Origin of the sequence: Dysgonomonas sp. GY75 (genome assembly GCF_015234155.1) — a bacterium.
GTDB classification, from domain to species: domain Bacteria; phylum Bacteroidota; class Bacteroidia; order Bacteroidales; family Dysgonomonadaceae; genus Dysgonomonas; species Dysgonomonas gadei.
Genome location: NZ_JADCLQ010000007.1, coordinates 24,746 through 47,437, shown reverse-complemented (window position 1 = coordinate 47,437; position 22,692 = coordinate 24,746). Strand labels below are relative to the sequence as shown.

Annotated in this window: 12 protein-coding genes and 3 pseudogenes; 7 read left to right on the top strand and 8 right to left on the bottom strand. The window is 40.0% G+C overall.

Going from position 1 to position 22,692, the window contains the following annotated elements:
- A pseudogene (locus IR083_RS04305) lies at window positions 1–3,995 on the bottom strand (hypothetical protein); the annotation flags it as partial.
- A 202-nt stretch (window positions 3,996–4,197) separates the two neighbouring features.
- Here IR083_RS04305 and IR083_RS24775 point away from each other — a divergent pair.
- The 4 genes from IR083_RS24775 (at window position 4,198) to IR083_RS04290 (ending at window position 11,874) form a co-directional block, all read left to right on the top strand.
- Window positions 4,198–4,332 carry a hypothetical protein gene (locus IR083_RS24775; protein ID WP_006844260.1) on the top strand — a complete coding sequence of 45 codons (135 nt, stop codon included), beginning with the start codon at window positions 4,198–4,200 and terminating at the stop codon, window positions 4,330–4,332.
- Window positions 4,333–5,672: 1,340 nt separating this feature from the next.
- Window positions 5,673–8,915: a SusC/RagA family TonB-linked outer membrane protein gene (locus tag IR083_RS04300; protein WP_206759847.1), complete on the top strand. Its 3,243-nt coding sequence runs from the start codon at window positions 5,673–5,675 to the stop codon at window positions 8,913–8,915.
- A 41-nt stretch (window positions 8,916–8,956) separates the two neighbouring features.
- Window positions 8,957–10,609: a RagB/SusD family nutrient uptake outer membrane protein gene (locus IR083_RS04295; protein ID WP_194223389.1), complete on the top strand. Its 1,653-nt coding sequence runs from the start codon at window positions 8,957–8,959 to the stop codon at window positions 10,607–10,609.
- Window positions 10,610–10,674: 65 nt separating this feature from the next.
- The gene (locus IR083_RS04290) at window positions 10,675–11,874 is read left to right on the top strand and encodes a cation:dicarboxylate symporter family transporter (RefSeq protein ID WP_199343184.1); all 1,200 of its coding nucleotides are present in this window, start codon (window positions 10,675–10,677) and stop codon (window positions 11,872–11,874) included.
- Between the two features lie 29 nt (window positions 11,875–11,903).
- On the opposite strand, the gene IR083_RS04285 is transcribed toward IR083_RS04290, so the two are convergent.
- Together IR083_RS04285 and IR083_RS04280 are read right to left on the bottom strand one after the other, a co-directional pair.
- Complete coding sequence (locus IR083_RS04285; protein WP_194223388.1) at window positions 11,904–13,022, bottom strand: helix-turn-helix transcriptional regulator; 1,119 nt, start codon at window positions 13,020–13,022, stop codon at window positions 11,904–11,906.
- A complete protein-coding gene (locus tag IR083_RS04280; protein WP_194223387.1) occupies window positions 13,019–14,173 on the bottom strand; it encodes a helix-turn-helix transcriptional regulator in 1,155 nt (384 codons plus the stop codon). Before IR083_RS04280 ends, IR083_RS04285 begins: the two co-directional genes overlap by 4 nt.
- A 242-nt stretch (window positions 14,174–14,415) precedes the next feature.
- On the opposite strand from IR083_RS04280, the gene IR083_RS04275 reads away from it, so the two are divergent.
- Window positions 14,416–15,621, top strand: a complete 1,206-nt coding sequence (locus IR083_RS04275; RefSeq protein WP_194223386.1) for a hypothetical protein — start codon at window positions 14,416–14,418, stop codon at window positions 15,619–15,621.
- A gap of 365 nt (window positions 15,622–15,986) precedes the next feature.
- Window positions 15,987–17,288 carry an FISUMP domain-containing protein gene (locus IR083_RS04270; protein ID WP_194223385.1) on the top strand — a complete coding sequence of 434 codons (1,302 nt, stop codon included), beginning with the start codon at window positions 15,987–15,989 and terminating at the stop codon, window positions 17,286–17,288.
- 130 nt (window positions 17,289–17,418) lie between these two features.
- Here the strand turns inward: IR083_RS04270 and IR083_RS04265 are convergent, their stop codons facing one another.
- Window positions 17,419–17,562 (bottom strand): transposase domain-containing protein, encoded by a 144-nt coding sequence (locus IR083_RS04265; RefSeq protein WP_194223384.1) that lies wholly within the window; start codon window positions 17,560–17,562, stop codon window positions 17,419–17,421.
- Between the two features lie 106 nt (window positions 17,563–17,668).
- Here IR083_RS04265 and IR083_RS04260 point away from each other — a divergent pair.
- A pseudogene (locus IR083_RS04260) lies at window positions 17,669–17,922 on the top strand (IS66 family transposase); the annotation flags it as partial.
- A 310-nt stretch (window positions 17,923–18,232) separates the two neighbouring features.
- Here the strand turns inward: IR083_RS04260 and IR083_RS04255 are convergent.
- The 4 genes and pseudogenes from IR083_RS04255 to IR083_RS04240 all read right to left on the bottom strand — a co-directional run.
- A pseudogene (locus IR083_RS04255) lies at window positions 18,233–18,790 on the bottom strand (aminotransferase class I/II-fold pyridoxal phosphate-dependent enzyme); the annotation flags it as partial.
- Between the two features lie 129 nt (window positions 18,791–18,919).
- Window positions 18,920–20,062, bottom strand: a complete 1,143-nt coding sequence (locus tag IR083_RS04250; RefSeq protein WP_194223383.1) for an acyltransferase family protein — start codon at window positions 20,060–20,062, stop codon at window positions 18,920–18,922.
- 100 nt (window positions 20,063–20,162) lie between these two features.
- Window positions 20,163–20,657, bottom strand: a complete 495-nt coding sequence (locus IR083_RS04245) for an alkaline phosphatase family protein (protein ID WP_194223382.1) — start codon at window positions 20,655–20,657, stop codon at window positions 20,163–20,165.
- 590 nt (window positions 20,658–21,247) lie between these two features.
- Window positions 21,248–22,345, bottom strand: coding sequence for a phosphotransferase enzyme family protein (locus tag IR083_RS04240; RefSeq protein WP_194223381.1), 1,098 nt, complete (start codon window positions 22,343–22,345; stop codon window positions 21,248–21,250).
- Window positions 22,346–22,692: the final 347 nt, after the last annotated feature.

The window sequence follows — 22,692 nt, the reverse complement described above, 5'->3', positions numbered from 1 at the left end:
TTGGCAAAACTATCACTTTGCTGTGCTAGAACATTGAGAATTTGTATTCTTTGTTTTGCATTCTTTATTGCGTTTTTCAGGCAAGCCTGCCATTGTGTAAAGCATTTTATTTCTCTATCAGCAGATAGATTCTCTTTGCCAGACAATTGGTCTAATACAGATTGAATTTGTGAACAAATACCGGTAGCTTCTAAATTGGCTATTTGTGTTAACGTAGGCACATAATCTAAAGCTTCCAGTGTAGAAATTACATGATTCATCTGTTTATCTGCAATACTTTCTCCCGATCTTTCAACAGGAACAGGAAGTGATATGGCAAGCCAAGGGGCAAGAAAAAGCATTTCGTCAACATACTCCTTGCAGTTTTTCTTTAATACCGCACCCCATGAGTTTAGTATGGCATCGTCGGATGATAAAGTATTATTGATCTGTTCGATTTGTTGTTCTGCGGATTTTAAAAGGGCAAACGCGGCGGTTAAAGTTTCGGGCAAAGACTTAGATAATTCCTTTTCGAATAGAATTAAAGCCTTATTTTTGCAGTCAATGTTTCTCATTGTCTGTACAGTGTCAAGCATCCCTTCGAAAATAACAGGCTTGTAAATATTGTCTTTTTCTAATTCCCTTAGCCCTTGGGCGAGTGTAAGCAAATGCCCTGCCAGATTACCACTATCGACACTCGAAACATACAGCGGGAACATAGGCTCAAGTGTTTCGGTATTATACCAATTATACAGATGCCCCTTGTGTTTTTGCAGTTTTGTCATAGTATCAAAGGTCAGCTTAGTTCGCTCTACAAACTTTCCGGCTGTCAGGTATCCTAAATCAAAGGCGGATAAATTGGCTAATAACGACAGACCAATATTGGTAGGAGAAGTACGGGAAGCAATAGCAGGATTGGGTGTCTCCTGAAAATTGTCGGGTGCTAACCAGTTCTCCTTTTCATTAACAAATATCTCGAAAAAATGCCAGGTTTTACGGGCTATACGGTGTAATAGAAGATATTGCTCATTTGTTATGTGAGATATTTTGGGGCTTGTGGGACAACTTGCGCGCCAAGCGATATATGGAGCAATTATCCATATAAATAAAAACGGAGAAACGTATAGCATGATAGGGTTGTACATACCTAACGATATTCCGCAGAAGATAGCCATTACGGGCGAAAACCACATTCTATTATAGAATCCCGACAGCGTATTAACTGCTTTTCTCTCTACATCGGCAGAGGTTTGCCATTGCATCAGATGTTTATGAGATATAGTAAGTCGCCAAAGAGTGACAATAATTGCTTTTACACATAGATAGGCTTCGTATGGGAGAACAACGAATGCAAATAAAACCTGTTTAAATTGATGCATGCTTTTTTCTAAGACCTCCCATAAATGGAGTTTCCACGATTGGTCCTTTGCTTTGCGTAAAGAGTTGGTTATATTCTCCAATACAAAAGGAAGAGCGATAATGAGAAGAATCAACAATAGACCTGACCAAAGTTTTTGAGGAAACAATGTTGCAAATCCGATCAAAAATAACAATGTTGCAGGCGAGACTATACTTCGACGTAAATTATCAAGTATTTTCCATTTGCTTAAACTCGAAATAGGATTTCGGGAAAAACCTTTACCCGAATTAGGAACGCAAGGCAATATCCATTGTAAGATTTGCCAGTCGCCCCGTATCCAGCGAAAACGACGGTTTGCATCCATATTATAACCCGAAGGAAATGATTCGGAAACTTCTATATCACTAACAAGTCCGGAACGGATATAGGATGATTCCAACAAATCGTGGCTAAGTATTTTGTTCTCAGGAAAACGGTTATTTAAGCTGGTTTCAAATGCATCTACATCATAAATACCTTTACCCATATAAGAACCTTCGTGAAACACATCCTGATAGACATCGGATACAGTTCGTGTGTAAATATCAATACCCGAGTCGCCTGTAAACAAGCGTGAGAAAGGGGAACATTGACTGCTGACAAGATTGGACGAAACGCGAGGTTGAAGAATACCATAACCCCGAATTACAACATTGCGTTTCACATCAAGTTCTGCCTGATTCAGTGGGTGAGCCATTGTTCCTATCAGCTTATGAGCAGTGTCGGGCGATAATTGTGTGTCTGCATCTAAGGTTATCACATACTTAAAGCTTAGCAATATAGACAGTTCTCCTTCAATGCATGAGAAGCAATTGTTTTCCGTTCCTCTTAGTAATGAATTAAATTCCATTAGCTTACCTCTTTTTCGCTCATATCCCATCCATGTTTTTTCTTTCGGATTCCGTTGACGAGGACGGTGAAATAGATAGAACAAAGTGCCGTTATCAATCCTGTACTTTTTATTGAGATTTTCAATCCCCAAACGTGCCCGGTTGAGCAAGAGATCATCGGAGGCCTCTTTCTCGTTAGCAGCATCCGGAAAGTCTGTCAATAATCCAAAATGAAGATTGGTATTTCTATTCGACAGATAATGAAGTTCCAATTGGGAGATAAGATTATCAATATTTTCTTCATTCGAAATGATGGTTGGGATAACAACCATTGTACGGCATTCGATCGGTATCGATTTGGAAAAATCGAGCCGAGGTAGAATATCCGGTTTTGCAAAAAGTGTAATTATCCAATTGACGAAGAATACTGCAAACTGGCTAATGAAAATAAGAAAGAGAAATGATAAAATTATGAAATGCCAATGTGTTATTGATATTTCTTTAGATTGAAAGACAGAAACAAATAGGATAAATCCTAGTAGAGATAATATAGCTATAGATCCAGCATAAATAGCTAAGGGAGCACCTCTTAATACATTTTTTATTCTTGTTGAGACAGTCTTTTTTACATCAATTTCTTTTTCGAGTAAATATTTTCCATCACCTATTAAAAAATAGCCCACATGAGCTTGTCGTGTGCCTGTATCTTTATACAATTGGGTTAATGTAATTGCAGATTGAGCGATTTCAATCTCTGATCTAAGGCTGTTTTGTGCTAATGATTCTATAATATGTCGATAATGGTCACGAGTATTAAAATCCATAGATCCATAAGTTCCGGAGGGATCTTTAAGTAAGATTTGCTCTACAATACTTTGTTTTTCAACAAATATTTTCCAGTCGGTTGTATTTATAAACCGGAGACTATTTATGATATGACTAACAGATAATTGATTTGCTGCCTGATTTTGATTTTCCTGATAGATCAGTTCGTCTATAAAAAGCCCGTCCTCCGCCAGTTTTTGTTCAAGCCAATTCCGGGCTATCTGTAATGCCGAATTTTGAGACGATAACCGTTGACTGAATTCCGATACAAAAGAACCGGATGTCGGGATATCGGAATGGGACATATCAGCTACTATCTCAATCAATTTGGAGGGCTTTTTGAGAGCGGTATCTTCCAACTTGTCGACCCACAGTTTTGCTGTATCTCGATGTTTCGTATTTAACTGTAATCGAGTTGCAATACGTTGCAAATTTTCGATTAACGCCAACCGTAACATAATAGGAATTGCCCATAACTCTCCTATCTTGAGGGCAGATTTTATTTGGTATGTCTTATAAAAAGCAGAAAGCGATTCTATATCAATCTGAGAATCTGTATGGGAGATGAGTTCTATGACTGAAGAATATATACGAGGTATCCCTTTATATTCACCTTTTAAGAGACAAGGAAGTTCTTGGTTATACTCCTTGGGGTAGTGATGTCGGGCTAATAAAATATGCTCTTCAATTAAATAAAAATTGTCGATCATCCATTCGATAGCGGGAGTTACATAACTTCGATTGCTACTTGTTAACATTTTATTATTGAAATTGTGCAGAACACCATCATTATAATCTAATTGCTCTCGCAGATAATTACTCTGTGTACTCCCTGTTGCCTGATGATCCTCTCCAAGTGCTTTCGAATACTCTGCCAACTGTTCTGTATTAAACAATTCACCGTAAAAAGGTTTATTATTGACTTTGTTTTGGAATTTCTTATAACTTCTAAAATCTAACATATTTGTTTCTTCTGTTTATTTTAAAAGGTATGCTGATTTATGGGTGTTTGTGTTACATAATATCTTCAATAAGTTACATAATTCTTAGGTAAAGTCATCAAAAGTGTTGAAACTATTAATTATCTAACTTATGGCTTTAATTATGTAATATATTTTCGATAAGAAATCCTGATCTTGAAAAACTATTTAAAACAAAAAAACTATGTCAAAAGAAGAAAAAGGAAAAGATAGAGCAGACAGAAAAGCTCCTCAAAAGAATCTAAAAGAGAAACGAGCGGATAAGGCTAATAAGCGAGCAGAAAAGAATCGTAAAGGATTGGATGACTTGAAAAAATAACGATTAAGGCCCGGGCATTGTTTCTAGTTGGAGTAAATATTTCCTAAGGAGAAGGGACTAACTCTCATTCAATGCCTTGTGCTTTAAATAAAGATTACTTATGATAGTTGAATTTTCTTATTGGTTTCCTGCTGTGATAATTTTAGATAAAGAGACTTTTTCATAGGCTGAGACAATTAAATATCCAAGCAAAGCTATATAAAAGGTTATAAAGCACAAAGCAAATCGTTGATATGGCAGCATTTGGCGTTGATTGGCACAGGTGAACTTGAATATTTTTTTTTCACCGATATACACCTTTCATATGGAGAGCCAAATAAACAAGACTTCCGGCAAAAATACGATTCGAGGTATGAGAAGTACATTTTTTACAACGGAACAAAGCTCGGTCTTGTGTTTTAGATCGAAATATATTTTTGTATAGAGGATGAAAAGAATAGTGTCGATTTTTCAAATTATTCTTTAAAACGAGAGGTATCGACTTTGTTTTTTGTTTTCGATTTATAATTTCCAAATTTATAAGAGAAAGATAAAACTATTGATCGAGAATCTGGAACAATATCCATGAATATATTCTGATTAGCATATGTTCTCCTCATATTAGGGGACCATGTATTAAAAAGATCTTTAACTCTCCTCTATTCTGTAAAAATTCCATTTGCCCCCAGCATTAAGGCTCCATATCTCATTTAACATTGAAGGTCCTTGAATACTTTTTGATAAATAAGAAAGTGAAATATTCATTTTTATATCTGGATTGGTCGAAATCTTTATTGAATTATCTAAATTAAGATATTTCATCCACCAAGCATTTTTGAAAGATATATCAAAAAATGATTATTCCTTACTTTATCATGATAGATATTCATCGATAATCTAGTATCTCAAAAACATTTAAAGATTACTCCAAGTATGCCGTCGAAATTTTTGATGAAGCTAAAAAGAGAAAAGTGCGCGAGGAACAATTTCCTGTTGATGTTCAAAAGGCTTTCGATATGGGAAAACGGCTAAGCAAATAAAATACTAATGAAGGTTTACATGCACACAAAATCCATTTATACCATAATTATGCGAGCAAAATACCGCATATATGGTATTTCACATTTTATTAAATGTATGTTAATTTGTATCGAAATCACTATGATAATATAAGTACGGCAAAAATGAAATCATTTTCTAAACAATCGACCCCCTCTTTTCAGGAGAGCACTAATTCCGGCACATTCTTTTGCTCAGCCCTTTCCGGCTTCGAAAACTTTTCTTCTTTCCGAATGCGAATGTGTTGCTGTTAATAGCAACATAAAATCCGAATTAATCAATTATAAACTTTTCGGTTTTATATGGTTGACAGGCAATCTGTCAACTATATGGAATACATATATCCGTATATAAAAAACGAACACTTCCTTGTCCGACGGCAAATGGCTTTGGAAGTGCTCTTGATAAAGATTAATTTATCCATGGTAAAGATAACTAATTTCTTTAAAGGAAGTTGTACTTCTTCCTTTTCTGTCAAAAAATGTACCCGTATTTTACTGGTTTTATTCATGTGTCCACTGGTCATCCATGCTCAGGCAACACTGACAGGATATGTCCTTGATGACAAAACAAAAGAGCCGCTAACCGGAGCTACTGTCGTTGAACAGGCTACAACCAACGGAAGCAGTACCGATGCCGACGGTCGATTTGACCTGAAAGTATCCGGCAGGTTTCCCCTTAAACTATCTGTCCGTCTAATCGGCTATAAAGATCAGGAGGTCTTAGTAAGGAATACAACAGATCCAGTTAACATATATCTTACGGAAGATATTAATGCACTCAACGAGGTTGTAGTTGTTGGTTATGGAACACAGCGCAGAAAAGAACTTACCGGTGCTGTAGCGTCGGTTTCCAAAGCTACTCTGGAACAACCGGCTACTTCGGTAAACGAACTTCTGGGAGGGAGTATCGCGGGGCTGAACGTCTCTCAAAATTCAGGGCAGCCCGGAACAGGATCTGCAATCCGTATCCGTGGCGGGAATTCGATTTATGCAAGCAATGAGCCGTTATATGTGATAGATGGCTTTATCTTCTTTAGCGAAAAAAATGCGACTCAGGCAGGTGTAGGTAATATTGATGGAAGCCTTGATCCTTTGGCGGCGATTAATCCTTCGGACATAGAATCGATAGAAGTGTTGAAAGACGTATCGGCAAAAGCTATCTATGGTTCCCGCGGCGCAAATGGAGTAATCCTCGTGACTACAAAAAAAGGTAAACGGGGAGGAAACACTATTCGCTATCAATATACCATAGGCGTGGATAAATCAGTGAAAAAGCTTGATCTGTTAACAGCTAAACAATGGCTCTCAATCCAGAAAGAATATTTCAACGATAAGCCCAGCCTGTATTATAGCCAGGAAGAGATTGCACGGTTTGATAAAGGGACAGACTGGCAAAATGCAGTGTTGCAGACCGGAATTTCACAAACCCATGAATTATCGATCAGCGGAGGGGATGAGAAAACCCGCTACCTTATCTCAGGTAATTATACGGATCAAAAGGGCATTATCCTTAATTCAGGCTTCAAACGGTTTAGCGGGCGGCTGAATTTAGATAAAGAACTATATCAGAATCTGAAAGTCGGACTTACCGCCACAGTAAACAGAAGCACACAGGATGCGCTCACTACTTTTGAAGGAGCCAATTATAACGATTCACCTTATTCCCACGGGATAGCCAATTCTCTCACTTATGCCTTATACATGCCTCCGGTATTGTCCATTTACAATGCCGACGGGAATTATAATTATAAGAATCCGTTCGAATATAGTTATCTGAGTTATTACGGACAGGCTGCAAACCCGGTCTCGGACTTAAAGAACAGCATTGGGCAAACCATAAGCACATCGTTGTTGGGTAATTTCTTTGTCGAATACAATATCCTTAAAGAACTGAAGGCAAAGGTCAACGCAGGAACAAATACTGATTATATTACACAAAACTATTTTGCCCCACCCTATACGGCACTGGGCCTAAATCAGGATATCCGGGGGATGGGAGCTATCGGAAACAGGCGTACTGATGTCACTCAATATGAGTTTTTACTCTCATTTACAAAACAGCTCAACCCGGTTCACTTTATTGACTTATTAGCCGGATATACTTATCAGAATACGAAAACGGACTTTTCTGTAAGCAAGGCCAATCATCTCGAGTCTTTCGATAATCTGGCTACAGGGAATGAGCTTCCTTCTATTTCGCGTAAGCAAAAAGCTTCATTCAACTCATTTCTGGGCAGAGCAAATTATACATTGCTGGAGCGGTATAACCTGACAGCAACGTACCGGGCAGATAAATCTTCACGTTTCTCGAAAGGCCATGAATGGGGCTATTTCCCTTCTATCGGATTCTCATGGAATGTAAACGAAGAAGAATTCGCAAAGCCTCTTTCCCCGGCATTAAGCACATTAAAACTTCGTTTGACTTATGGAAAAGCGGGCAATCAGGAAATAGACTTCGACGAATACGAACAATATTTCAATACCGGAAGATATAATGGCGCTCCGGCTTACGATATGAAAAATCTGGGCAATTCTGATCTTAAATGGGAGACAACAACGGAATACAATACCGGAATAGACGCCGGATTTTTGAATGACAGATTTACCCTGACAGCCGATGTTTATTATAAAAAAACGCATGATCTACTACTCCGGATACCTGCTCCTTTAGGCTCGGGAACAAGCGAAAAGCAGATTGCCAATATTGGAAATGTTATTAATAAAGGATTTGAGTTCACCTTGAATGCGAAATTGATAGAGCGGAAAAACTTTTCATGGTCTGCTTCGGCCAATATTGCCCGTAATATAAACCGCATTACAAGCCTGGGTGAATATGATGGATTGACCGAAGGAAATGACCAGGAACAAATCTTACGCGTAGGAGAATCGGTTGGTTCTTTCTATGGCTACCGTTTTTTAGGAGTGGTACAATCTGATGAGGATATTTCAAAACTGCCTACAATAGGAGGGCGGACCCCGCAACCCGGAGATGCCAAGTTTGCCGACATAAGTAGTTCTGATGGAAACCCTGATGGCAGGGTAACCCCTGAATCTGACCGCGTAGTTTTAGGCAATATTCAACCTGATTTTACCTATGGTTTTTCCTCTTCAGCTTCTTATGGCAACTTCGACTTTTATATTCTGTTGCAGGGTTCACAGGGAAATCAGGTTTATAATCTGCTAAGGCGTTATCTTGAACGTCCGAATGATTCCTATAACATGTCGGCGGCTTTGTTAAACAGTTGGACGGAGGCCAATCCATCCAATACAATACCTTACCTCGGTAGCACACGTGCGACAGAACTGGATAGCCGGTATGTAGAAGATGCTTCATTCCTGAAATTAAGAAATGTGACGCTCGGCTATACAATCCCAATCAAAGTAAATTCCTCTTCAGCGAAAGTGCGTGTTTTCGCTTCTGCACGAAACCTTCTTACGATTACTAAATATAAAGGCTACGACCCGGAAGTTGCCAGTGGTGTAGACCTCGGAATTTACCCTTCTTCCAAAAGTTTTATGGCTGGAGTAAGCCTTACTTTCTGAATAGAAAATCTTGTTATTATAAACCCAAATTGATTGCTAAAATGAAAAAGAATCTGTTTTTTTCAATAGTGCTGTTTGCACTCTTTTCCATTGCATTGTTTTCTTGCAGTGATAATAATGATCCTGACAATGGAGGAGAGAATTCTTCTTCAGTGAAAACCAAAGCAGAAGCCGAGGCTCTTGCCAATGCGGTATATGGCCCGCTACAAACATTATCTTCGTCTTATTCATTCCTGTTGGAATCGGCTACAGAAACTACTATCTCGTTTGAAGAGGTAGACGATTCCAAAGATGGGCCTCAGGTGAGTGTATTTGAAACAACACCGAGCAACTGGTATCCAATCAAGGTGTTTAACCGTTTGTATAAGAGTATTGGGGCGGCAAATCTGGCAATAGAAGAAATTGGCACGGCAAATACCAGCTCGAATCTGACAGAAGCAGATAAAACCCTGTTGGTAGCACGTTCCAAATTTATCCGTGGTTATAACTATTTCCAGTTGGTACAACTTTTCGGAGAAGTACCCCTGGTACTGACATCTAGCAGTACAGAAAGGACGCGTGCATCTATCGATGTAGTGTACGATCAGATTGTTAAAGACCTGACAGATGCTTTACCTAATCTTCCTGAATTTGACAGTAATAAATCAAACCCTTCACAAGGAGCTGCAAACACAATTCTGGCAAAGGTATATCTAACATGGGGGCAAAAGCCTCTTTCGCAATCAGATATTTCTGCAATTTCGGGTACGACCGATCCCACAAAACCGGCCCCCGATACAGAAAAGCTGCAAAAGGCTGTGGAATATGCAAATAAAGTGATAAACAGCGGTAAGTATCAATTATTGGATAGTTACAATGGCATATGGGGTGTGGCTAACGAAAATAATGCTGAAGTCATCTTTTCTATCCATCATGATGGAGATGGAATCGATGCACAAGGCAACCATCAGACACATTGTGGATTCACATGGCCTAAGAGTGCAAGAACAGACCCGCATATCAGCTATGCCGATATTACACTCGAAAACCGTATCCCCGACGCTAATGATACCCGCAAGCTCTTCTCTTATGCAACACGCATAGAGTATACCGATGCTGTAGTGGATACATTGACCTGGCCGGTAAGTATTGTCCGTCCGGGCAAATGGATACATAGGACAACTGATGGCACTTACAGGGCTGTAGATGAACAGCCGAATAATATCGACCATATTGACTTCCGCTATGCAGAGGTACTGCTTATAAAAGCAGAGGCACTATTTTTCTCTAATAAAGCATCTGAAGCTTTACCTGTTGTAAATGAAATCAGGAAAAGAGCTTTTGGCGGTCATTATGAGCATGGGGGAAAACTATCGACACTCACAAAAGAGGATTTGTACAACGAATGGGACTATGAATTTGCTTTTGAGCAAAAACATTGGGTAAATCTGGTTCGTTGGAGAACATTGCTATCTCAGGTCAAGAACACCGTACCTAATTATGAATATTATAAACCTGAATATCAGTCGGCTACAACTATAAAGACTGCATTTCCAGAAATAGCAAATAAGATAAATGCCGCATTCTATGCCCGTGTACATAGCCACCTGCACGCTAAAATTGATAACTTACATGGGAAATTCTATCGCTTTCCTATACCACTGAGTGAGGATTATACCAGCTTAGGTATCACTCCTCAGAATCCGGGCTATTAAAAAATATTTCTAAAAACAAACCTGTGTTATTGTATGCTGATAGCACAGGTTTAATTCTTTTATAAATGAAAACTATAATTCTGAAAATAATATCGAATACAACTTTCAGCCTGCTTTTGTCGGTCGTTATCGGTATGCTGATCGGCATGTTTGCTAATGAAACCGTAATAAGCGTTATACTCCCCATAAAACATGTATTGGGGCAGATCATATTTTTTCTGATACCTCTGCTTATTTTTGGATTTATCACACCTTCAATAACTAAGCTGAAAAGAAATGCATCGAAACTATTGAGTGTTTCCCTGATACTAGCCTATGCTTCATGTATCGGAAGCGCAACGCTGGCTGCTGTTGTCGGTTATAAGTTGATTCCACTTTTTGACATTGTACCCGCAACAGAATCTTTGAAAGAGATCCCTGAAATGATATTCCGGTTGGATATACCTCCTCTTATGTCTGTTCTTTCAGCTTTAGTCCTTTCATTCATGCTGGGACTTTCTATTATATGGACAAAATCAGATAAGATAGAGAGTGCATTATATGAGTTCCAGAATCTGGTATTTATAATGGTGAAAAGGTTTCTTCTCCCCATATTGCCCTTATTTATTGCTACAAATTTTAGTGTACTGGCATATGAAGGGGCTTTAGCATCAAGATTGCCTGTCTTTTTTGCAATCCTGATTGTTACTGTCCTTTGCCATATAACATGGATGACCATACTGTATAGTTCGGCAGGGATATATTCGCGGAAAAACCCGTGGCATGTACTCAAATATTACGGCCCTGTGGCACTGACAGCTTTAGGAACGCAGTCTTCTGCAGCGAGTCTGGGTGTCGCCATAGAGCAAACAAAGAAAAGTCCCGTATTACGGAATGATATCAGGAATTTTGCAATCCCGTTATTCGGAAACATTCATTTTGTGGGATCGATTCTGGATGTTGTGTTTCTATCTCTTGCTGTATCACAATTGTTGTACGGCACGATGCCGGGATTGGATAAAATGCTTGTATTTATTCCTCTGCTGGGAATATTCGCTATTGCTGCACCGGGATTGCCGGGAGGAACTTTGATTACTTCCCTTGGATTGATTCACGCTGTTCTAGGTATCGATGAAGCAGGAACGGCATTAATGATAAGCATTTTTGCCCTTCTTGATAGTTTCGGGACGACTCATAATATAACCAGTGACGGAGCTCTGACATTGATTCTTAGTTCATATGCGGACAGGCATGAAGAGAGTTTAAATATTGAAGAACAGGAATGACAACTGCTAATCAGAAAGGACACAGTAAATCACTCTAAAACCTCCCTTGTCTTTTTATAACTATTGAAACTCTTAAAACCAACCAGGTATATCAGTTCTTCTTCACTGAGATCAGCATAAGAGGCGGATTTTTGAATCTTTTCCAACTCTTCCAGCCTGCATTTATTTATATACATGCTAAAACTCAGTTGGTAGTTGTCATTAATAAACCTGGAGAGATATGTCCTGTTCGTGCCTAGCGACAATGCCAGGTCTGTTATCTTCAGGTTGTAGTCCAGGAATGGCTTTTGCTTTTTTATAAACGATTCAAACTCTTTCTTATTCAGTGAGCCGTAATTGCCCGTTTCAGCCTCCTTTTCCTGAGTGACTATATCCTCTGCTGTCAGCACATAGTTGTTTGTAAAAATGTTGTAGCAGAGGATTATATCGAAAATGAATGCAAAACAGTTAAAAGATATCTTTGTCAGGTACTCGATATTACTTCCCGGGGCAGAAAAGAAGAACAGTACCGGAATGGGGACATAGGTCACCAGGTAAATAAGCAATACCTCGTATATCCAGCGCAGGGAGGAAGCCTCCATATTAGCCGAGTAATGGATAATGCTTTTCCTGTATGTGAGAACCCTCCTGACCGACAAAACAAAATATACTATGATGAATATGCTTCTTATAAGAATCCGTAAATAATGGAATCCGCAGAACCACTCATAACCGTCCGCTATATATATTTCTTTGGTGGGCAAGCCTACCCTGATTTCGTCCGGGACGAACAGGCTCCATGTCGTATAGGTCAGATATAGTATTACAGGAAAAACATAGTGTTTATACGGGAAAACCCCGTCTTTGTGAAGCCTTGTAATTAAAAAGATGATGTGATAAAAGCCTACCGAAGCCAGCAAAACCACCAGATAGAACAATGAGGATATATTCAGGAATATTCCTATCGCATAGTTTAGAAAAAACGTACATACATGATACAATACAAGGATCAGGTAAAAATAGATGGTATAAATTTGCGTTTTCCTGCTGAGCCCGTTTTCCCCGGACGAATAGATTTGCTTGGCCGATAATAATATGGCACAAAATATTGCAGCGAAAATAGAAATAGAGAAGGCTGCCAAAAGTATTATCTGATCGGGTGTTGTCATATATCGCTTATTCCCTTGTCTTTCTTACATCTCCAATAACTCCTTACACTTCCGAATCCTGCCTGCTTGCATAATGACCCGATACTTTTCCCCCGGTTTTCGTCCATTTGCAGGAGTTTTTCCATTTCAGCCATGCGCCAGGAGTTTATATATTGCCTGAAATTCATCCCATAAACCTCATTGATAAAGCGGGATAAGTAGCTCTTATTAGTCTTGAATACATCCAGAAGACCGGTAATCTTCAGTTCCGTATCAAGATAGGGCCTGTGAGTAGCAAAATACTGCTCGAATCCCTTCTGGTCTATCAGGCTATTGTCCGCCGGTGGATCTTCCTTGTCCCCTGCCTTTAAATCATTCAGGATATCCGTGCGGATATTCATTATATTTCCTCCGCGGGTCATTACGCTGTTACTGATATCCTGATAAACAAATACATAATCCCTTAGCAATGTATGGTATGTCAACAAGGTACATATCAAAGGATGGACAAAAACGTATAATACCAGGGAGGTTATGGTTACATTCAGCGCATAAAGTACCATGCATCCGATATATATAAACCTCAAAATGATAAGCCAGTACATCCAATTTATATGTATCTTGCTTTTATCGCCGGAGAATTTCCTGCTCAGCATTTCATGGTACAACCTAACTTTCCGCCAGCTCAGGATTGCATAGAAAAGAACATACAAGCTACAGGTAATATGGAAATAGTTTTCCAGATAATGGCCTACATCTCTCAGGGAACCCAGATGTGGGAACTCTCTGTAATAAAACAGGGACTGTACGAGTAACAGCAATACGGGTACATAATAATGGTATACGGATATCGCTTGTTTTTTCCTCTCGCTGGCAGTCACCTCTGATATAAAATGATAAAATAATACCTGCATCAACTGTATTCCCATAGACGATAATGGCAGGATATACCTGATAATACCTTCCATTATATTGAACATGCCAGAGAAAAACAGGATGGTGAGCGACAAAAGGAAATAAAAAAGCAAAATTATCCTTATACGGTTTTCTTTAGGGGGTAATTTCTGCCGTAAAGAATAAAAAATCAGACAAAATGATGCCAGGGCCGTTGTAGCCGGAATAAATGATATTACACCATTTAAATCACTGAAGTATATACGGACTAATTCCATGACATCGTCGATGTGTCAAATTGTATATTCTGAAAAAATAAAACCGAAGTAAAATTACATATAAAATTCAAGATAAGAATAATTTATAACTATTTTACGTTTTGTCACATCAAATATTTTATGCAAATACAAATTTAGTTTTACTATTTGCAACAATTTTGCATCGAATTTTTAAATCAGTTGGGAATAATCAATCTTGAAGCCGAAAGTCTTATTTTCTCAGGCCTTAACTATTATATAATATGACAATTAAAAATAAAAAAATTCTTTTTCATTTAATCTTTTTACTCTTTTCTTTCAGTCTCGCAAATTTGCAGGCTCAGGTAACGATAGGTTCCGGTAGTGCTCCTCAGGAAGGAGCCCTCCTTCAACTGAAGGAAACCGAAAACGAAGATGATAACTCCAGCAGGGGATTACTTTTTCCCCGCGTATCACTTGTCAAAGCGAATGAACTATTCCCGATGTACGGTATGCCCGGTAATGAAAACGCAGCCTACATAACAGATAAAACTACAGTGGGTAAATCCCATACCGGTTTGGTCGTATTCAATACAACAGACAATCCAACTCAAACACAAGGAAAGGACGTTTTCACTCCGGGCCTGTATATCTGGGATGGCAGTTTATGGAAAAGGATGGACAGCAGGTTAGTTGTCTCCCCGGAGATTCAGGAATTAAAGTGCGCCAGTGCCACCTTATCCCCTGCGCAGTATCAGGCAGGTACTCCTTATTCCGGAACACTGATAATACCCTATATCGGAGGTAACGGCGGAGAATACAGCTCGCATACGATTTCTACGACTAACGGCCTGACCGCAACATTGCAACCCGGGAATTTAGCTGTAGGTAACGGCTCTCTGTATTATAGCGTCGAAGGTACACCCATAGGATCATCACCTGTAACCACCGAGTTTGTAATAACTGATTTCCTGGGACAAAATTGTTCCGCTATAGTCGGGGATGTAAAAAATATTAAAGTAATGGAATATGCAAGATCAGTCATTGCTCTTCCGGATATTCCATCTTTAGGGCAAGACATTTATACAAACCCTCTTACAATGGGAAACCTGAATATCCGGTATATAAGGTGGAACTATTTATTAGGAGGAAGTGGAGAAGGTTTTCAACTATCGACGAATATCGATACGCATTTAAGTTATTATTATGACAAAGCCGGATCAGGAGGACATTACAGCCTCTGGGGCAAGAAATCCCTGAGGGCGGGCACATGGCTGGCTTTGGATAAGGGAGACAATGTTTACCAGAGCAGCAGCACTGCTTATACAATAAATTCGGATAATCGGGATTTTGCGGTATTACTGGTATCCCTTCACAATACGCAGGAAGTTTACAGGGTAACATTTAATATAAATGGGAATATTGCAGCCTCAAATGGCATTCCAAGTATTCCTGCCACGCTGACTACCTTTATTGAAAGGCTGGAATAAACCTATTATCAAGGAACGCTACTTCCCTGCACGTTTTTATGATAATAGTTCCAGCCTGGACAAACCGGTTTCCGGGATCTCTTATTTTTTAGCTTATTTTCTTTACCTCTGATAACGCCAATCTGTAAATTTTAAGTTTGTCTTGCATGAAACATCAGTACCCGCCAGGGAGATATTGCTTATAATTTTTAATATTAGTTTGTCTTCTATTTGTCTCATACTTGCTTATTCCTGTCCGCCACTTGTGAAAGCAGCCGGCACGGAACTTGGAGGGTATTGATGTTTTTAGATGAAATAATGCAATGATTTACAATAATCCTTTGGATATACAAAACAAAGTTATAAACTAAACAGAATTAAACGACATGAAACTAGCAAACTTTAAACAAACACGATGTGTACGGACAATATCCAGAATGCTGCTGTTGCTGGGGGTATTCTCTTTTACACAGACTATACTCGCCCAGGTCACAATCGGTTCGGGCATACCTCCCTCCGCGGGAGCTTTGCTGGATTTAAAACAGGAAAATTCAACCAACGGAGGGGCTAATTCAACAAAAGGCCTGCTGCTCCCACGTGTTAATCTTACCGATTGGAGAAATTTATATCCGATGTTCTCGGCCGATACTGGTTATATAAATAATGTGGGAGATAAAAAAGATAATTATGATAAGGCACATGCAGGAATGGTGGTTTATAATGTAAACAACTGTCTCAACACCGTTACTGCTGACGGTACAGGCGCTTATGTATGGAATGGACTAAGATGGGAATCCCTATCTGATCAAACATCTTCTTTAGCCTCAGGTGTCCAGGTGCATGCAGATCAGGATGGGAATCAATTTTATTCCGGAGATTTTGGCGATGCGGGTCGATGGATGCTTTATAATCTACGTGCCCGGAAATATGCGGACGGAACCCCTCTTCCCGCATCTCCAAGTTTAGACTTCACCGTGGATGAACCTATGTGGTTATATCCTATGCCCGACGGAGGAGATGGTATGGACGACAAATGGGTGAAAGACTATGAACCGCTTGGTTTAATGTATAACGGTTATGCTGCATTAGGAGGCCATAAACTATATACTATAGACCAAGGTCAGGAAGAGAGTGAAACCCCTGGACCTGATGAAGTTGAATCTATCGGCGCCGGAAAGGTACAAGGTATCTGTCCCAATGGATGGCATATTCCCAGCGACCGTGAATGGAATGAGCTTGAAAAGGAAATATATAACAAACGTGAAACATACAGTAGTTATATTCCGACAGATACTCCATTCTCCCCAGCAACATGGAATTCCGGCTGGGAAACCCAAGCGCCATATCCTCCGGCCTGGTTTAGAGGATCAGATTCGTCGAATGGGCATAACCTGGCTATGATAGCCCCTTGTCAGACATCTGTTTCAGGAAATACTTTAAAAAGTAAGCCCTCTACAAAAGGTGGTTTTTATGTGATCCTGGCCGGCAGAATTACGACAAACCCTGTTAATACTCTAAACTTTGGTTCCGAAGGTAATTTAGTTTCAAGTTCGTTAGCAAATTCTGCGGGTTACGGAACTCCAGAAATGTATACCCGTAATTTTTTCTCAAACAATAGTAAAGTTCGAAGAAGTAAGCTGATGTATAGCATGTTTGTATCAGTACGATGCAAAAAAGATGTTCCATAAGTATTGATTATCAGTAAGTCTACCGAGAAGTACGTGTTGCGGGAGTAAAATGAGCCAGTCAGAGGTGGGGTATACAAAAAAGAGGCCGGAGATTTTGCTCCGGCCTTCCTATTCGTGGTATGCGCATTCTTTATTCTATGCTCCAGTTCTTGGGTAGTAGTTCTTTCAGGTCTTTCTCATCCCTCAGAAAGTATGGCAGTTTTTCCAGGATGTCTATAAGCCATTCCCGCGGGTTTACATCCGCTTGTCGGCAGCAACCCAGTAGGGTATACATGATCGCCGCGTGCTCAGCGGCAAGGTGGTTGCCGCAGAACATATAGGCGTGCCTGCCGACAGCAACGGGATGCACGGCAGATTCGGCTAAATTATCCAAAAGGTTTGATAATGCTGTTGAGAACTCTGTGCGTCCGATCGCGTTGGGAAAAATTATCTTTTCTGCGGTAACGATGACGCCGCGGAAGACGCCGCTGTTATCTATTCCTTTATGGGATGCTGCAAAGCGGCCGGAGCGGCCTTCCGCACATGGCTGATCTACTTCCTTGACCACATACGTCAATACGATGATGACTACTCGAAGGATCTGGCGGAGCTATTACCGGACAACTTATTAGCTGCCGGACGGCTAGCCGTATAAACCTGCCTCAAAACCCTGTAGCAGGGATATGGACCCACCAAATAGTTCTTTAAGCCCTGTAACAGGCCTTGCAAGCCATGCTGCTTGGGTTCGCCAGCAATCACGTCATGAGAGATTTTTGCTCCAGATATGATGATATCGCAAAACGGATCCACTGAAATCTTTGCGCCATTACAAAAGGGTGTTCACCGAATACTTACCACAGTTGATACATTGACTTTCTTCCATGTATATCTTACGGTGCAAAGGTTTCTTATATTTCATTCTGATGCATTTAAAATATTTCAATTTTTACTATCCATAAAAGAAAGAACAGATAAGGGCGTGAACGCTGGCGAAGCATGTCTATTATCTCTTTTTTACCTGTTGTAAATCCGCTGATAGCTCCCCAAAACGATTTTCCTAATGTACCTGTAATGATCTCAACTTTACCACGCAGATTAAACAATTCGGTAGTTCCACGGCCGGTTTTACCGACTACACCCGCTGAATGTGATTCGTCTATCATTATCATGGCATCGTATTTCTGTGCCAGTTCGTATATCTTATCCATCGGGGCCACATTGCCGTCCATAGAGAATACACCATCTGTCACTATCAGCCGGAAACGTTGCGACTGTGCCAGTTTCAACTGTTTCTCCAAATCTTCCATATCCGCATTTGCATAACGGTAACGGACAGCTTTACAGAGGCGTACGCCATCTATTATGGAGGCATGATTCAATGAATCGGAAATAATGGCATCCCGATCGCTCAACAACGGTTCGAATACGCCGCCATTAGCGTCGAAGCAGACTGCATACAAGATCGAATCTTCCATGCCGAAGAACTTGGCAATAGCTGCTTCCAGCTGTTTATGTAAATCCTGAACGGTTGTATATGGATTAGAAGAATTCCAGTGTCTACTTTCGCATATAATTTTTCTTTTTGATGCAAAGGTAGATAACTTTAATCCTTAGTGGTGAGAAGGGGCACCGAAGGCTTCAACAGAATAAAGTTACCTATTGTCTTTTTGCTTTAAAAATCGGTTTGTCAAGTATTTCCGTACCGGTACATCATAAAACTTCAAACATATATAAGCTAAAATAATGCTTCCTATAACAACTGCTGCTGCACCGGGAGATGATTCCTGAAATGTGAGATTATTATTCTTTACCCAGGCATAATACAGGTAAATGAAAGGGTAATGTACCATATACAAAGGATAAGAAATATCTCCTAAGAACTTGCATATCCGGGTCATATACTTATCGGTACTTTTTCCTGAGGCCCCGAGATAGACAAGAAGCGGAAAAATCACGATACAACACATCGTGTCATACATTCCATTCATCCATAAATATTCGGCTCCACCTATGCGTGGTACAGCCAAAAGGGCAACGACAGACAGACTACATATCCAGAAAGCTCCCTTTACCTTAGCAGGCTTGAAAATACGGGATAGAAGCAATCCGGCAGAAAAAGAAAATAACAACCTCAAGAATCCTCCGGTAAATTCTGTCCCGGTCAGTGAAAATCCGACACATAAATCACCTAACGGGCCAAATATGGCAAATGATGCCAGGCCGCATCCGGCAACAAAAACTAATACAGTAAGAGCTGTGGTAGAAAGTTTGCGGATGAACAAGGCATAGAGAATATTAGCGATATACTCAAAGAAGAGAGACCAACTTGGCCCATTCAAAGGAAACATTTCCCCCACACCCCGGATTTCGGTTCCTGTAGTAACTGGGAACAATAACATGTTAAGGAATGTAGCAATAAACAAAACCATGACAGGTACTATTGATACATCCCATACGGAGCAACCCTGAGTATAGAACATGATAGCTCCTATGATAGCCCCCATCACAACCATCGGATGCAGGCGTATAATCCTGCGTTTGATGAAGTCTTTTATTTTCATTTTCCCCCAACCATCGTCATAGGCATAACCTACAACAAATCCGGACAGTATAAAGAAGAAATCGACTGCTAAATAACCATGATTGATGCGTTGATCTAAATGGCTGGTCGCAAAAGCTTCGAATATATGGAAACATACAACTGTGATAGCAGCTATTCCGCGCAATCCGTCGAGTATGTCATAATGTGGTTTGGTGTCTGCAAAAGCAGCCATAGAGACTTGTGTTTTCAGCATAAGATAAATTTTTATTAATATTCTGCCCTTTCAAAAGAAGATTGAAAATAAGTGTTTTTTTATGCGCCAAGCTAAAAATTAGGATAAGCCATACTTGATTTCATATGTCAAATACTTCGCCCACAGGCACTCCTCTCCAGGCTTGTGGACATTCCAATCCGAGTATTTTCGCTATCGTTGGGATATAATCGTAGTCAATGACGACCCCTTTTATCTCATAACCTTTCTTTATGCCCGATCCGTATATAACAAACGGTGTTTCCACTTCCTGCAAAGATTTTCCCCCATGACCTTTCTGTATGCCTCCATGGCCTGCAACAACCATTATCACGGTTTCCTTTTCTATCCCAGCTCCCATTAAAATAGAAGCCCAATTGACAGCGCTCGACGATGGCAGCACTGACCTGGCTTTGGTTGTCCATGCGCCGGTTACTGCCAGTTTTCTAAGGTTGGGCATATTTACTTTTCCATAGGCATATCCGCCGAAACCATCACAGCCGATAACGACGACATGCCTGATACCGTTAGCCTTTATTCCGGCGTTTAGTTGCAACGGGCTGGCTATAAGCAATACATACAATAACAGTTTCTTCATTTGTCTATTAAAGATTTTGATTATTTTTTCGAGAATTTCAATTCACACATTGTGGGTTTTCATCTTCACCTTCAGCTTTTACTGCAGGCAACTTAGGGAAATTAATAAAAACACTCTGGGCGAGTAATAAAAATAATATCTTCTTCATTTTTTATAACTTTTTATGTTTTTATTATCAGGAGGATTTTTCCTCTTATCTCCAGGGTTAAATGTGCGGAAACCGCAGTTATAAATTTACTTTCCTTAACCATATATAGTTAAAAAGTAACAAAGGTAACAGATATATCGGTTATCAGTCAACACTTTTAACTTGTAAAACTTCTGTGTCTTTGCACCTTTGCGTGATACAAAATAAAGTTACTCGTAACTGTTAAAAAGTAACACATGTAACACTTTTTTCAGCTTTTTACACATGCTACTTTTTAGTTTTTCACTCTTTATTTTACTTTCCCCCTGCGGGGACCAGAGAGCCTGTTCAGTATTTCAAATAGCTAATAGCTAATAACTAATAACTAAGGACTATATCTTATAGATAAACTTCTTTAAAAAGATTAAACCTCGTGCGGTTGCCCTATTTTATTTATTTATCCTTACTTCATCCCATTGACAATCCTGCCGATGACCGAGCGCATCCCATCATAGTTTTCCTCCATAGACAGCAATAGCTTATACTGTGCCCGGGTCCGTACCAGGTTATGCGTCTCATGCTTAACCTTGTAATAATTATCCCCGTCGATGTAATCCATCAGGAAACGAAGTACCTGCTCGAAGGTAATATACAGGGCGGAGAAGGCCAGGTTGTCGATTTCAGGCTGCGTCAGGAAGGACGATGCTTCCGACAGGTACCCTCTGGTATAGCCCTCAAAGAGATCCATCTTCATATACACATTTTCAAGGTTTTCATCGTCTTCCTTTCCGGCATTTGTATAGGAGCGTATGGCATCGCCATAGTCATTCAGGCACATGCTGCTGAGTACCGTGTCCAGGTCGATAACGCATAATACCTCTCCTTGCCTGTCGAACAGGATATTGCTGATCTTGGTATCGTTATGGGTGATCCTGACGGGTATTTCTCCCGATTCGAACTTTTCCCATAAGGCCAGTATCTTATTACGGCGGCTCTCTATCCAGCCGATCTCCTCTGCGACCTGCGCTTTGCGCCCGGCCGGATCTTTTCCGAGGACTTCATCCCACTGTTTCAGACGGAAACGCATATTATGGAAGCCCGGCAATATATCGGCCAGCGGTTCTTTCATACCGGCCAGCATAGCCTGGAACTTACCAATTCCCCTTCCGCCCTGCGCTGCCAATTCAGGGGAATCTGCGTAGTCATAGGCAACCGTATTATCTATAAACAGGCAGGCAGCCCAGTATTCGCCCGCGGCATCTTTATAAAACAGCCTGCCGTCCACCGTCGGTATGACAGTCAGGGCCTCCCTTAGAGGGTCGCCTCCCCGTTCTGAGATTATCTTCTTCAGATGCGTGGTTACTTTATAAATATTATCCATCATCGCGGGCACATCCCTGAAGATATTCTTATTCTTCCGCTGGAGGATATAGTCGGGATTATTTCCCTGCGTTTCAACGAAAAACGTATCGTTTATCAGCCCTTCACCCAAAGGGCGGATTTGCAGTATGGGATGGGCGAATAAAAAATGGGGGACTATTTTTTCTAAATTCGTGTTCATCGGTATAGTTATTTTTGGTTTTCCTTTTAAATATTATTTATCAGGTCAAAGCCTGCTGATATGACTCTTTCTCCCATTTATATTATAATGATTTGTTTTGTAGTCATATAAATTAATCTTAATATTTTGTTTATAAACCGGTATGTTCTATTGTTTTCTTTTCCGGCTTCTATAACCGTTGATGCTATTTAATATAGATTTGCTCTTTTATAGATTTTCTTTTTACTCTTCTTAATTTTTTGATAAAGAATCCTTTCAGAAAAGGCGAACCAAACCTGAAAGGATCCTGCTGATACACCAACCTATTTAACTTGAAAGCATCTGTTATTTATTTTTTTAAGACCAAA

What these genes read in the sequence shown, in the direction of transcription:
- IR083_RS24775 (WP_006844260.1), top strand. Translation starts at nt 4,198, where the DNA reads ATGTCAAAAGAAGAAAAAGGAAAAGATAGAGCAGACAGAAAAGCTCCT.
- IR083_RS04270 (WP_194223385.1), top strand. Translation starts at nt 15,987, where the DNA reads ATGAAACTAGCAAACTTTAAACAAACACGATGTGTACGGACAATATCC.
- IR083_RS04245 (WP_194223382.1), bottom strand. Translation starts at nt 20,657, where the DNA reads ATGAAGAAACTGTTATTGTATGTATTGCTTATAGCCAGCCCGTTGCAA.
- IR083_RS04300 (WP_206759847.1), top strand. Translation starts at nt 5,673, where the DNA reads ATGGTTGACAGGCAATCTGTCAACTATATGGAATACATATATCCGTAT.
- IR083_RS04285 (WP_194223388.1), bottom strand. Translation starts at nt 13,022, where the DNA reads ATGACAACACCCGATCAGATAATACTTTTGGCAGCCTTCTCTATTTCT.
- IR083_RS04290 (WP_199343184.1), top strand. Translation starts at nt 10,675, where the DNA reads ATGAAAACTATAATTCTGAAAATAATATCGAATACAACTTTCAGCCTG.
- IR083_RS04250 (WP_194223383.1), bottom strand. Translation starts at nt 20,062, where the DNA reads ATGCTGAAAACACAAGTCTCTATGGCTGCTTTTGCAGACACCAAACCA.
- IR083_RS04275 (WP_194223386.1), top strand. Translation starts at nt 14,416, where the DNA reads ATGACAATTAAAAATAAAAAAATTCTTTTTCATTTAATCTTTTTACTC.
- IR083_RS04280 (WP_194223387.1), bottom strand. Translation starts at nt 14,173, where the DNA reads ATGGAATTAGTCCGTATATACTTCAGTGATTTAAATGGTGTAATATCA.
- IR083_RS04240 (WP_194223381.1), bottom strand. Translation starts at nt 22,345, where the DNA reads ATGAACACGAATTTAGAAAAAATAGTCCCCCATTTTTTATTCGCCCAT.
- IR083_RS04265 (WP_194223384.1), bottom strand. Translation starts at nt 17,562, where the DNA reads ATGTATACCCTACTGGGTTGCTGCCGACAAGCGGATGTAAACCCGCGG.
- IR083_RS04295 (WP_194223389.1), top strand. Translation starts at nt 8,957, where the DNA reads ATGAAAAAGAATCTGTTTTTTTCAATAGTGCTGTTTGCACTCTTTTCC.